Genomic DNA, 12,593 nt, shown 5'->3' on the forward strand with positions numbered 1-12,593 from the left:
ACCTTCATTTCTATTTATATTTCATTTATTTCTGGAAAAGGGCGACCGCGTAGAAGCTGAGTAATCTTTACATAAAACTAGCTATAAAGCAGCTAGCTGGTCGTTAGATCTAAAGAAGTGTTCAAAGAGGACTTGCTATCATTAAAATAAAAGTGTAAAGGACTGCGCCACTATTAGCCACAGTCCTCACATACAACCACTACAGTGAAAACATTAGTTCACTGTTGAATCATCATATTGTACCAATTGAATATCAGCACCTAACGCTGACAATTTTTCATCAATGTGGTCATAACCACGTAAGATGTTACCAGCACCATATAATTCCGTTTCACCTTCAGCCATCATTGCCGCAATGACTAAACCGGCACCTGCACGTAAGTCAGAAGCCGTTACAGTTGCCCCAGTCAATTGGTTAGGCCCACTAAAGGTAATTTGATCATTATTTTCAGCAATATTTGCACCCATACGCACTAACTCCGGTACATGCTTAACACGTTTAGGATAGATTGTATCCTCTAAGTGACCACTACCAGTTGCTGATAGTAGTAATGGCGTAATCGGCTGTTGTAAGTCTGTTGCAAAACCTGGGTAAGGGGCTGTTTTGATGTCTACCACTTTTAATTGACCGTCATTTGGATGAATATAGATTGAATCATCATTTACATCCATTTTAACGCCCATTTCCCGTAATTTTGCTAAGAAACTTTCGATATGTTCCGCAATCACATTATGAACTGTGATACCTTGACCAAGCGCAGCAGCGGCTGCAATATAAGTACCCGCTTCAATCCGGTCAGGGATTTGTTGGTGAGAAGCACCGTGCATGGTATCTACACCTTCAATACGGATTGTAGAAGTCCCTACGCCTTTAATTTTAGCGCCCATTTTATTTAAAAGCATTGCAATATCAATAATTTCAGGCTCACGCGCCGCATTTTCAATCACCGTTGTGCCTTTAGCACGGGATGCTGCTAACATGATATTAATGGTTGCACCAACACTAACAACATCAAGATAAACTTCAGTACCAGTCAACCCTTTACCATTTGTCGTTAAATGCATTGCACCTAATTCGTTACTAACTTCTGCACCTAAAGCTTCAAAGCCCTTTAAATGTAAATCCATTGGACGAGGGCCCAAGTTACAGCCACCTGGTAAACCAACAACACCCTCGCCGTATTTTCCTAATAAGGCCCCCATGAAATAATAAGATGCCCGTAAGCTTTGGATCTTACCATCAGGCATTGGGATATTTTTCATATTAGTCGGGTCAATGCGCATTACATGGTCATTAAACGCTACATCCACGTTAAAGTCTTTCAAAATCTCAATTAAAGCGAATACGTCATCAATTTCCGGTACACCCTCAATTACTACCGGTGAATCCGCCATTATCGCTGCAGGAATAAGTGCGACTGCACTGTTCTTCGCTCCTGAAACTGTAATCTCACCCTTTAACGGATTACCACCCTTGATGATAAATTTTTCCATTATAAAACCCCTCATTCGTCATTTTCATTTTATCTAATGCTTATATTTAGTTGAAGTTTGATTCAATAATTATCTATCATCACCAAGTACGCTTTTTTTGCAAAATATTCCGATTATACGATAGATAATGCAAAATTGATTATACCTAATTCTCTATGAGATAACTACCATTCCCGTCATTTTTAATGGTTTTTTTAACTTCTATGTAAAATTTTTCATATATATCATTAGTTATAAGTCTATTATAGCCCATGAAGTCACGATGCATCAGAAAAAACTAAAAATGCTTGATAAAGCGCTTTTACGTCAAATTTTAATTTTTAGCATACAAAAAAGAGCAACAACCCCACAGGTCATTGCTCCAAAAAGGATGTATTAAGCGGAAATCCACTGGCTAAAATGAATTATGCTTTGTTTGATGAACCAAACATACGTAATGTTTCACGAGCAGTTTCAACAATTGCAGCTTTACCTGGTGCTAAAACTTTACGTGGATCGTAAACTTTATCATCATTATTTAAGTTTTCGCGAACTGCAGCAGTAAATACGATTTGTAATTCAGTATTTACATTGATTTTCGCATGTCCACGTTCAATGGCTTTTTTAATTTGCTCTTCAGGAATACCTGAACCACCGTGTAATACTAATGGTGTATTGGTGTATTCAGAAATTTCTTTCATTTCATCGAAACCTAAAACAGGTTCACCTTGGTAAGGACCGTGAACTGAACCTAAGGCTGCAGCTAATGCATCGATACCAGCTTCATCAACGATACGTTTACATTCTTCTTTGTCTGCATAGTTGATACCAGCAGTAACGCCGTCTTCAGTACCTCCAACAGTACCGATTTCACCTTCAACAGAAGCACCACGTTCGTGTGCGTATTCTACAACTTTTTTAGTCATAGCGATGTTTTCATCGATTGGGTGATGAGAACCATCAATCATAACTGAAGAGTATCCAGCGTCGATTGCACGTTTAGCAGTTTCAAAAGATGAACCGTGGTCTAAATGTAAAGCAACTGGAACAGTGATTTCCATATTTTCAATTAAAGCTTTAACCATTGCGGCAACAACTTCTGGGCCACCCATGTATTTACCAGCACCCTCAGAAACACCTAAAATTACTGGTGAGTTTTCTGCTTGAGCTGCTTCTAAAACAGCTTGAGTCCATTCTAAGTTGTTAATGTTTAATTGTGCTACTGCATATTGACCGTCTTTCGCTTTTTTCAGCATGTCGACCATATTTTCTAATGGCATATATAGTTCCCCCTGATTTTTAATTTTGATGTGCTCGTGCCTATTGTAACCCTTATCAATTGCTTTTTACAAGAGTTTTGTCTCACAAAAAACAAAATGTTAAATGATGCCATAAAACACCATTCAGGAAACGCATACACTGTATTCATCATTAGTATAGTGCAATTTATGCAATGATAATCCTATTTGTTTGTAAATTTTTTGACTAACAGTGATTATTTCCAATTTAAACTAGACTATTATACTGACTAAGACTGGCTAGCACTCGTATCCTCATCAGTACCACTAGCTGCAGGGGTTGTTTCTGCTACTTCTGCATCACTTGCACCACTTTCAGCATCAGCTTCCACTGTGTTTTTATCATCGTGGCTCCAAGCACCATTCATTGAAGCACTTGTTGAAGCATCCGTTGTATCTTCCTCAATTTTCACTAACTTTTGTCCTGTTTGCGCTAGATACCAATCAATTACAGGTTGCAAGTCTAAAACATGCTCGTTGATGCCACGATACTTACCATCTTCATCATGCATCGCTACATAATTGTGAACAACATAGTTATCTTTATGGATTGGTACGTGTACATGAACCCCTTCCATATTTCCTGACCGCAATTGAGAAATTACCCAAGAAACATTCTTCATTGCGCGTGGCGGGTGAACGGTACCAAGTGGGCTACCAACATCTTTTTTGTAACGAGAAGCGAACATATCCTGACCAGGTTTCACTCGGTTATAGTAAATATACTGGTTGTTCTCATCTGCATAAGTCAATTCAAGAGGGATGGTCTTTAAGAACCAATTCAATTGATTTACGGTTAATAAACCACGGTCTAATTTAACATAAGTATCCCCTTCAACAGCACCAACCTTCTCTGCTGCTTGCTCAACCCAATCTGGTGCAGTCATGTCTACACCTTCAATAGTTGTGTCACAATGCTTAGTAGCCGTTAAATCTTCCTCAGGGAATACAGGGTTATCTTTAAGTGGTTGAACAGATTCGACGTACTTCATGAACTTCTCTAAACTACCTTTCAAGAAGCTGACAGTGCTAGGGTCGACTAAATCACCGTTAGCGTTGATGGCCTCTTTACAATTCCCCAATAGGAATTCTTGACCTGGCATTACTAAAGCATCGATTCCTGGTGCCTCAAGAATTTGACGTAAGTGTAATTGTGACCGCGATGTTCCTTGGTCTAGATAAGAAGCGCCAATGATTTTTACAGGTTTATTTTTCAATGGATGAATTGTGAATGATAGCCATTCCAATGCACTCTTCAAAGGCCCTGGTGTTGTATGATTATGCTCCGCTGTAGCAATAATTACACCATCGGCTTGACGAATTTTCCGGTTCAAGGTATGAACAGGTCCTTCTGTTGCTAATTCTGGATTATCTTGATTAAATAAAGGTATTTGGTCAATTTCAAGAATCTCTAAATCAAATAAATCAGTAAATTCTCTTTGAATATATTGTAACAATAAACGGTTATATGATTTTTCAGCAGTTGAGCCAACAATACCAACAATTTTCATTTTGTCACCCTAGTCCTTTCTACTTAGTCCACTCGTAGTTTTCAGCAGCAGCTTTTGTCTCGGTTCTTAGCTGAGTAAATTCTTGTGTATGATCAATAAATTGAATAAATTCTTTAAAAATTTCTTCTAATTGTTCAACAGTTTTTTGATCACTTAAATCGCCATCATCATCAAATGCTTGTAAAGAATGTCCTAATAGAAATTCTGAATTTGGTATCACACGCGCCCTAATATCTGGCGAGTCTAAAATTTGGCGTAAGTGCATTTGTGCTCTAGAAGATCCTAAACGACCGTTAGAAGCACCAGTAATCATAATTGGTTTATCTGCTAAGGGATAAATATAATAGCTTAACCAATGTAAGGCATTAGTTAGTGAAGACGTAATAGAATGATTATATTCTGCAGCACTAATAATAACCGCATCTGCTTGCTCGATTTTTTTAGCATCCTCTTCAACGATACTTGGGAGTGTCTTATCTTCTGGTTTAGTAAATAGGGGATAATCACGAATTTCCAATAATTCAATTTCAGCTTGATCTGCAAAATGTTTCTGAATATATTTCAGAAGTTTTCTATTAGTAGATTTCTTAGAATTTGTACCTACGATTCCGATAATATGCTTCATGATTTTCTGTCCTTTCTATAGTAGAAATATAGCCTGCTAACAAATAAGTTCAACTTTGCCCACTAAACCAGATGTATAGGTAACCTGTCCCTGTTGGTCAACAACCAACACTTCAATATGGTCTATTTTTTCTGCTTGATTGATAATTGCTTCCTTAGATAAGGGAAACAACCGAGTAGTCCATATTTCACCGTCTAAAGAAGATTCACTTACCACAGTGACACTGCGAACGTCCGCTTGAAAGGGCTTACCATTTGTAGAATCTAAAATATGGTGGTAAAGATGCCCATCCTGTTCGAATACGCGTACGTAATCTCCAGACGTTACAACTGATTGGTTACTCAAATCGACAATGGCCTTGTTATAACCACGCCTTTGGTCGGGATCCTGGATACCTATACGCCATTGTGTACTTTCTGCATGATTGGGTCGATGGCCATAGAATCTAAGGTTACCACCAAGATTAATAGATGCCCTGGCTACGCCTTGCTCTTTGAAATAAGCGATAATTTGATCTGCCGCATACCCTTTTGCAAGCGCACCTAAGTCAATCGACATCCCTGGCTTAGAAAGGTAAACTGTACTTTCTATTTCATCTAGATGAATTTCATCCGGGTCTACTAAAGTCAGTCGGTCATCAATCTCTTGCTGGCTAGGTTTACGATAATCCGCAAAACCAATCCGCCACAAGTTAACTAAAGGCCCAATTGCTATATTTAGCTTTCGCCCTGATGCAATACTTTCTTTTTTACCGATTTGAATGAGATGAAATAGCTCTGGATGAACGCGTACAGCCTTTAATCCTGCTGCTTGATTAACCGCCATTAATTCAGAAGATGGGTCATTCGCCGAAAAACGCGCTTCCAATTGAAACAAACGCTGGACTGCAGCAAGTAATAAAGCATTACTATTTGGATGATCAACCATCAAATCAATCGTCGTACCCATCAAATTGATAGAATGACGTTTTTCAAAGTCCAAATCACTAGCCTCCAACTCCTTAAACCTCTTCTACCCTAAATAGTAGGAAGTAACCAAAAACTAAACCACAAATGCCTACAAAAATTTGTACATATCTTAATGGCATAAGGAACATTGATAAACCCATCACAAGATAAGTTGTCGTTAGGATATGAATTTTTTTGCGCCTGCTGATACCACCTTGTCGCTTAAAGTCACCAACATACCGTTCATACAAACGAGTAGATTCTAACCAGTTTTTAAATCGCGGTGAACTTCGCGTGAACAACCAGCCAGCGAGCAACAAGAAAGGGGTTGTCGGTAAAACAGGTAATACGACGCCTACACTCCCTAGGATCACACTTAACAAGCCCAATATTAGAAAAGCCTTCTCTTTAAGAGTTCTCATTTCCATGCCTCACCTCTTGAAAATATATTCACATGATAGGTCTATTTCAAATTACTAAATTATACTTTCTTCGTCAACCAATAACCAATTATTAAAAAGAGGATACAACATTTGTGTTGTATCCTCTAAAATATGTCTTGTTTTATTCTCATCTAAAACAAAATTGTATTACTTATCTAGCGACTTATGGCGAATATTTAATTGGTATTGTTCATAGTTTGCTCGTTTTAGTTGTGGTAAACTCATCATAGCTATGAAGCTAAATAGATAAAGGCTTGCTAGGAAAAGCATCACCATACCTACACTTGAAGCATCTAAAATGAAACCAATAATAACTGATGAAAAACCACCCACTGCACGTCCAACATTCAAGATAGTATTATTGGCAATAGCATTTACTTTGAATGGATACAAATGAGAAATCATTGCGCCATAGCCACCAAACATACCATTTACAAAGAAACCTACAATAGCGCCTCCGATTAAAATTGTTAATGCTGAATTGGCAAAGGTGAACAGATACACTGAAACTGCTGATGCAATTAAATACATACCATAAGACAATCTTGGGCCTAATCTATCTAAAATTTGCCCAAATGTCAGCATTCCCAAGCACATACCTAAGATTGTCGTTACCATCCAAGTAGATGACCCAGAAACTGTCACACCAACTTGTTCTTGCATGATTGTAGGTAACCAGTTCATCATGCCAAAGTAACCCGCAATTTGTACAGTTGTCATCACCATTAAGACGATAGTTTGATAGGTTTGCCCTGGAGTCTTAAATAATTCCTTAATAGAAGGTTTTTCATTTTCATTAATATCTACTAGGTCTTCCGTGACTTCATCCGTATTAATCCCTAATTCATCTTCGTTAATAGTTAATTTCGCCCATATCACCACTAAGATTGGTAAGAGACCAAATAGGAATAACCCTCTCCAACCCAGTGTTGGTACAATAAAACCTGCTAGAAGCGCCGAACTAATGGAGCCGATTTGACCAACAATCCCATTTAAGGATGAAATTCGCCCTAACTGTTTAGCCGGCACAAGTCCAGCCATGATGGAAATTGCTACTCCATACTCACCACCTACACCAATACCAGCGATGAAGCGTAATAGGTATAGGTATTGAATGTTTGGCGTGAAGAAGATTAAAGCTGTTGCAATAGAGAAAGTAAGAATCGTTAAGTAGAAAACCTTCATCTTGTCCCAGCGGTCAGCTAAGACACCGAATAATAAACCGCCAGCTAGCATCCCTAAATTGGTAATTGTCGCGATCCAACCGGCAGCTACACTGGAAATTCCTAATTGGCTGATGATAGATGACATTGAAAATGATAAGAACATCACGTTCAAATCATCTGTCCCCGATGCAACAATAGCCGCAATCAAGGCATTACGTTGCGATTTATTTAACTTGTGATCTCCCGCTTGTAACGCATCTTTACTTGCATTATTTTCGATTGTTTTTTCCATTTTTGTGCTCCTTTTTTGGTAAAACTGATGTAATTCCCTCATTTAATCACCATAAAAATAAAAATGGGCAAAAAAAAAATAAGGTCGTCAATCTGGTAAAGCTATTTATATAGTAGAATTATCCACATTAACCGTGAATCTCTGACCAAGCTTTCGGATCCTTATACCAATCCATCAACTTGTCATAATACGGTGATAATTTAGGGTCTTTTACTGCATAATCCAAAATCTTCACGTAATTCGTTAATGTCATCAAAGGATAACCCACTTTTTCAAAGGCTTCTTTACTTGCTCCTAATAAGTAGTCAAAAATCGCTACTGCTGCAATGACTTCTCCGCCTGCTTCTTGAATTTTATCTGCTGCTGTAATGACGCTTCCACCTGTTGAAATTAAATCTTCAATAATCACTACTTTAACACCAGGTTTCAAAGCCCCCTCAATTGCGTTTTGCTTACCGTGGTCTTTAGCTGAAGAACGCACGTAAATCATTGGTAAATCCAAGCGTTCACTGACAAAGGCCGCATGAGGAATACCCGCAGTCGCTGTTCCTGCAATCACATCTACATCGGGAAAGTTTTCTTTAATCAACTCTGCAAGTGCATCTTCTACAGTTGTACGTACACTCGGGTAGGACATGATTAATCGATTATCTGTATAAATCGGTGCTTTAAGTCCGCTTGCCCAAGTATATGGCGTCTCAGGACTAAAATTCACTGCTTTAATTTCTAATAATTTTTGTGCTACTAAATCAGCTTTTGCTACTGTCATCTCGCGCCCTCCTTATTGTCCAGACCAATCAGTAGTGATTTGGTCATAAGTCACTTTTGAATTATCCGCTTGTGTAATTGGTCGTCCCACCACGATGTAGTCAGAACCGCTTTGGGCTGCTTGACTTGGCGTCATAATCCGCTTTTGATCATCCGCAATAGAGGTCGCTAGACGAATACCCGGTGTAATCGTTTGGAAGTCTTCACCACAGGCATCTTTAATTGCTGCTGCTTCAAGTGGTGAACACACTACACCATCAAGGCCGGCTGCTTTCGTTAATTTAGCGTAACGCAATACGGAACCCAATACTTCACCAGGAATACCTTGTTCTTCATTCATTTGCTCAGTAGAAGTGGACGTTAATTGAGTAACACTAATTAACATAGGCCGTTTACCTGTCGAACCTGCCTCTAAACCACGAAGTGCTGCTTGCATCATCTCTTTCCCACCTGCCGCGTGTACATTGACCATTGCAACACCAGTACTGGCTAAAATCGCCATTGCTCGCTCCACAGTATTTGGAATATCATGTAATTTTAAGTCCAAGAAAATGTCGTGACCTCTTGCTTGTAGCGCATTTAAGAAAGCTGTCCCTCCAGCATAAAACAATTCCATACCTACTTTTACATTTAGTTGTTGACCTTGGAACTGATCAAGGAACGCAAATACCTCTTCTTGATTAGGAAAATCTAAGGCAATAATTGGTTTCTTCGGATCCACGTGGCACTTCCTCTCATATTTCTCTGTTTTCTTTTCATTATTCTCTCATTTATCTAAAAATGGGCAAAAAAAATAACCAACAACGAAACAAGGTTGCTGATTATATACTAGCGGATGCTGGTCTTAAAATTTGTTCACTGACAAAATAATAATGGTTATTCTTGTAAGCGAACAGCTCTCATGTTCAGGGCATCCATACGCTAGTGCAGTTTCCCCTGTTTTTACTCTGTTGGCTATTGTACCGACTTAGAAAGAAAGAGTCAACATATATTTTAATAAATATTTACAATGATAATTAAAGACTGTCAAATCAACCATCATCCCTATAAAAAATTCTTTCCCACATACAAAATATACGAAAAGAGGTGCTATATTTTATGGGAATTATGAATCAAAATTTGATATGCTCGCTTGTTAGAAAAAGCTCGTTTAAAAAATTTAGAAATGTTCTTTATGCTTCTCATACGAATTTCTCTAGCCTTATATCAACTTAGGTCTTGTTGCCAAAAATCGATTAGACTACGAACTGCGTGAAATGCTTGGTTGGCAGCAAACTCAAGATTATCATCAAAAGTAGCTGGTGCATGCTCTCCGACATGATCTGAAATCCCCCTGACATTGATTACCGGAATCTCATAAAAACTTGCAATTTGCGCAAGCGCGCAGCTTTCCATATCAGACGCTGTAAGCAAGGGGAATGCCTTTTTGATTGCTGAAACAGCTAATTCATCACTCATAAAGGAATCAGCAGTCCCAATAGTTCCTTGAAAGGCGGAAATTTGATTTTGGGTAAGCACTTGCTTAATGATCGCCAGAAGCGTTTCTGAAACTGGATAGTCCGCTGGCATTTGCGGTACCTGACCATAAGCATAGTCAAACCCTGTTGCGTCCACATCACTATAGACGAACCGATCAGTGAAAACAATACTACCCAGAGGAAGTTCTTTACGGAAGGAACCGATTGACCCCGTATTTATTAGGAGATCTAACGACAACTGCTGACAAACCCAAGCAGCAGTTGCGGCTGCATTAGCTTTGCCAATCCCTGATACTACCAAATATAAGTCTTCATGAACCTTTTCAATGATTGTTTTTCCCTTTTGCCAAATAACCGTGGAAGCATAAAAATTACGAAAGGGTGCTAACTCTTCTTCCATTGCTGCAACTACTGCTATTCTCATCTTAGTTCCCCCATATCTCTGCGATTGGTGTAGTTACTTCCGCTTTTGTTCCTTCAAATTTTTCTTCAATATAGCTTTGAATTTCAGGGTCATGGTACAACTCATCTAATTTTTTTAAAGCAGCATCGTCCTTACGAGATTCCTTTACTGCTAAAACATTGATTGTTTCTCGAATAGCCGTGTCCGCCTCTTCATGAAAAATGGAATCCTGTAAAACATTTAAGCCACCTTCAAGGGCAATCGTATTGCTGATTAAAACCAAGTCAACATCCGGTAAAACCCGTGGACCAGTTAAATCATCAATGAGTGTAAATTCTAAGTTCTTGGGATTTTCGATTACATCACTAGTTGTTCCTGTTCCATCATCAAAGTCATCCTTTAACTTAATTAAACCAGCCGTTTCCAATAAGCGTAATCCTCTTGCAGTATTTGAGGGATTGTCAGCCAACGCTACTATTGAGCCATCTGCGATCTCATCTATACTTGTAAATTTATCAGAGTAGATACCCATCGGTTCGACATAAGTTGCCGCAATCGGTACTAATTGTTCAGGACTCTCCGCATTAAAGCTTTCTAAGTATCCAATTGACTGAAAAGCATTTACATCCACATCACCATCTACAGTGGCTTGATTGGCAGTCGGTCCACCGGTGATTTCTTTAACTTCAATTTTTAATCCCGCTTCTTTTGCAGCCTCAGATTCTGCGATATGTGTCCAGATTTCTGCATCGGTACCGACTGACCCAACCACGATTGTTGAATTCTCAGTTGATTCCGCTGTATTGGCAGTTTCTTGATTACTACAAGCTGTTAGCATTAGCGCCACTGTCAATAAACCAATCCCTTTAATCATTTTTTTCATTTATTTTGCTCCTTCCTAATGCATCGTCATGCCACCAGTTACATTGATTGCTTGACCAGTCATATAGCTTGCTAGCGGACTAGCCAAAAATAAAATGATAATTTGCGTTCGATTAGTTGCTTAGCCATAGCCACTAACGAAGTTTCCCTTCCAACATCCACGTTGACTTGATAATACTAATCGGTGATTCATCAAAACATTGACTCTTGAAAGCCAATATCAGCTGCAATTACAATTGCTTGATCTTTCAAAAAGGTTTGTACAACCACCTCACTAAATCCTTATTTTGAGCCGATAACTAGCACAAATTGTTATGCTAAAGTGTCAAAATACATCTATTTCACCACATGTCTTTGAAACGCATCGTCACTGATTCCCTCTTCAATAACGATTTTGGCATACTCCTTGGCACCAAATAGTGAATGGTCGCGATAATTCCCACAGCTTTCTATACCAACACCTTGAACATCTTCCCATTGTGACTCATTTGCAATGATTGTTAATACCTCGGTTAAAGCCTGCGCTACCTCGGTCGCACTAGGGACTCCCCAAGTAATCAAATGAAATCCTGTTCGACATCCAAATGGAGAAATATCAATGATGCCATCTAAGCGATCACGCAATAAATCTGCAAGTAAGTGTTCTAATGTATGAATCGCTGCTGTTGGCATTTCTTTCTCATTTGGTTGTAACAATCGTAAATCATAATTGGCGATCACATCGCCTTTCGTTCCTACCTCTTCTGCAATTAATCGGACATAAGGGGCTTTAACTTTCGTGTGATCTAATGTAAAACTTTCAACTTCTGCCATTTTCTTCTCCTCCTAAATTTTGCTATTTTTCACCATCGACAATTCAACTTACTTGACAATACTTACCTTCCCTCCTTTACCTAGGTATAGAAAAAGCCCTTAGATATCAAAAAATATCTAAGGGCATAAAAACTGCGTTACCACCTTAATTTACAGCATTCTCGCGAAATACTGCCTCATTCAGTTCCCACTACAGTGGAGACTGCTGTCTGCTAACGTAACATCTCCCATATTCTCTTAATTATTCAGAGAATCCACTCTAAAGCCATTTTCAAGCATTTGTTCTTTGCCTCTTTTCAGCTACCGAGGTTCTCTAGAAAAAAACAAAAGCTTTACTTTCTTTTTCATCGTGTTTAATTATTAATTGCAATGACTATATCAGATAAATTATAAGAAAGTCAAGATAAAATGATGAGTAATTCACTAATTTATAATTAATTTTCTAAATCATTACTATTATGCGTAATGTTTCCCTCCCTACGTAATCGATACTA

Annotated in this window: 12 protein-coding genes and 1 other annotated feature; all 12 genes read right to left on the reverse strand. The window is 38.5% G+C overall.

Going from position 1 to position 12,593, the window contains the following annotated elements; all coding sequences use genetic code 11:
• Positions 1-213: 213 nt before the first annotated feature.
• Positions 214-1,494 carry a UDP-N-acetylglucosamine 1-carboxyvinyltransferase gene (locus CJ191_RS04335; RefSeq protein WP_102199085.1) on the reverse strand — a complete coding sequence of 427 codons (1,281 nt, stop codon included), beginning with the start codon at positions 1,492-1,494 and terminating at the stop codon, positions 214-216.
• Between the two features lie 404 nt (positions 1,495-1,898).
• Positions 1,899-2,753: a class II fructose-1,6-bisphosphate aldolase gene (fba, locus tag CJ191_RS04340; RefSeq protein ID WP_102199086.1), complete on the reverse strand. Its 855-nt coding sequence runs from the start codon at positions 2,751-2,753 to the stop codon at positions 1,899-1,901.
• Between the two features lie 248 nt (positions 2,754-3,001).
• A complete protein-coding gene (locus CJ191_RS04345; RefSeq protein WP_102199087.1) occupies positions 3,002-4,282 on the reverse strand; it encodes an NAD(P)H-dependent oxidoreductase in 1,281 nt (426 codons plus the stop codon).
• Positions 4,283-4,301: 19 nt separating this feature from the next.
• Positions 4,302-4,907 (reverse strand): NADPH-dependent FMN reductase, encoded by a 606-nt coding sequence (locus CJ191_RS04350; protein ID WP_070468793.1) that lies wholly within the window; start codon positions 4,905-4,907, stop codon positions 4,302-4,304.
• Between the two features lie 36 nt (positions 4,908-4,943).
• Complete coding sequence (locus CJ191_RS04355) at positions 4,944-5,888, reverse strand: FAD:protein FMN transferase (protein ID WP_102199117.1); 945 nt, start codon at positions 5,886-5,888, stop codon at positions 4,944-4,946.
• Between the two features lie 19 nt (positions 5,889-5,907).
• The gene (locus tag CJ191_RS04360) at positions 5,908-6,282 is read right to left on the reverse strand and encodes a YbaN family protein (protein WP_070468791.1); all 375 of its coding nucleotides are present in this window, start codon (positions 6,280-6,282) and stop codon (positions 5,908-5,910) included.
• Positions 6,283-6,444: 162 nt separating this feature from the next.
• Positions 6,445-7,755, reverse strand: coding sequence for an MFS transporter (locus CJ191_RS04365; protein WP_102199088.1), 1,311 nt, complete (start codon positions 7,753-7,755; stop codon positions 6,445-6,447).
• Positions 7,756-7,882: 127 nt separating this feature from the next.
• The gene (pyrE, locus tag CJ191_RS04370) at positions 7,883-8,524 is read right to left on the reverse strand and encodes an orotate phosphoribosyltransferase (protein WP_070468789.1); all 642 of its coding nucleotides are present in this window, start codon (positions 8,522-8,524) and stop codon (positions 7,883-7,885) included.
• Between the two features lie 12 nt (positions 8,525-8,536).
• Positions 8,537-9,244: an orotidine-5'-phosphate decarboxylase gene (gene pyrF, locus CJ191_RS04375; protein WP_102199089.1), complete on the reverse strand. Its 708-nt coding sequence runs from the start codon at positions 9,242-9,244 to the stop codon at positions 8,537-8,539.
• A gap of 485 nt (positions 9,245-9,729) precedes the next feature.
• Complete coding sequence (mtnN, locus tag CJ191_RS04380; protein ID WP_102199090.1) at positions 9,730-10,425, reverse strand: 5'-methylthioadenosine/S-adenosylhomocysteine nucleosidase; 696 nt, start codon at positions 10,423-10,425, stop codon at positions 9,730-9,732.
• Between the two features lies 1 nt (position 10,426).
• A complete protein-coding gene (locus CJ191_RS04385) occupies positions 10,427-11,287 on the reverse strand; it encodes a MetQ/NlpA family ABC transporter substrate-binding protein (protein ID WP_102199091.1) in 861 nt (286 codons plus the stop codon).
• 335 nt (positions 11,288-11,622) lie between these two features.
• Positions 11,623-12,099: an S-ribosylhomocysteine lyase gene (locus CJ191_RS04395; RefSeq protein WP_102199092.1), complete on the reverse strand. Its 477-nt coding sequence runs from the start codon at positions 12,097-12,099 to the stop codon at positions 11,623-11,625.
• 116 nt (positions 12,100-12,215) lie between these two features.
• Positions 12,216-12,456: a binding site (T-box leader), on the reverse strand.
• Positions 12,457-12,593 lie beyond the last annotated feature (137 nt).

The sequence above is a fragment of the Aerococcus viridans genome (assembly GCF_002871935.1).
Classification (GTDB): domain Bacteria; phylum Bacillota; class Bacilli; order Lactobacillales; family Aerococcaceae; genus Aerococcus; species Aerococcus viridans_B.

Bases quoted from the DNA above. Each gene is read 5' to 3' on its own strand.
- CJ191_RS04335 (WP_102199085.1), bottom strand. From the start codon at position 1,494: ATGGAAAAATTTATCATCAAGGGTGGTAATCCGTTAAAGGGTGAGATT.
- fba (WP_102199086.1), bottom strand. From the start codon at position 2,753: ATGCCATTAGAAAATATGGTCGACATGCTGAAAAAAGCGAAAGACGGT.
- CJ191_RS04345 (WP_102199087.1), bottom strand. From the start codon at position 4,282: ATGAAAATTGTTGGTATTGTTGGCTCAACTGCTGAAAAATCATATAAC.
- CJ191_RS04350 (WP_070468793.1), bottom strand. From the start codon at position 4,907: ATGAAGCATATTATCGGAATCGTAGGTACAAATTCTAAGAAATCTACT.
- CJ191_RS04360 (WP_070468791.1), bottom strand. From the start codon at position 6,282: ATGGAAATGAGAACTCTTAAAGAGAAGGCTTTTCTAATATTGGGCTTG.
- CJ191_RS04365 (WP_102199088.1), bottom strand. From the start codon at position 7,755: ATGGAAAAAACAATCGAAAATAATGCAAGTAAAGATGCGTTACAAGCG.
- pyrE (WP_070468789.1), bottom strand. From the start codon at position 8,524: ATGACAGTAGCAAAAGCTGATTTAGTAGCACAAAAATTATTAGAAATT.
- mtnN (WP_102199090.1), bottom strand. From the start codon at position 10,425: ATGAGAATAGCAGTAGTTGCAGCAATGGAAGAAGAGTTAGCACCCTTT.
- CJ191_RS04385 (WP_102199091.1), bottom strand. From the start codon at position 11,287: ATGAAAAAAATGATTAAAGGGATTGGTTTATTGACAGTGGCGCTAATG.
- CJ191_RS04395 (WP_102199092.1), bottom strand. From the start codon at position 12,099: ATGGCAGAAGTTGAAAGTTTTACATTAGATCACACGAAAGTTAAAGCC.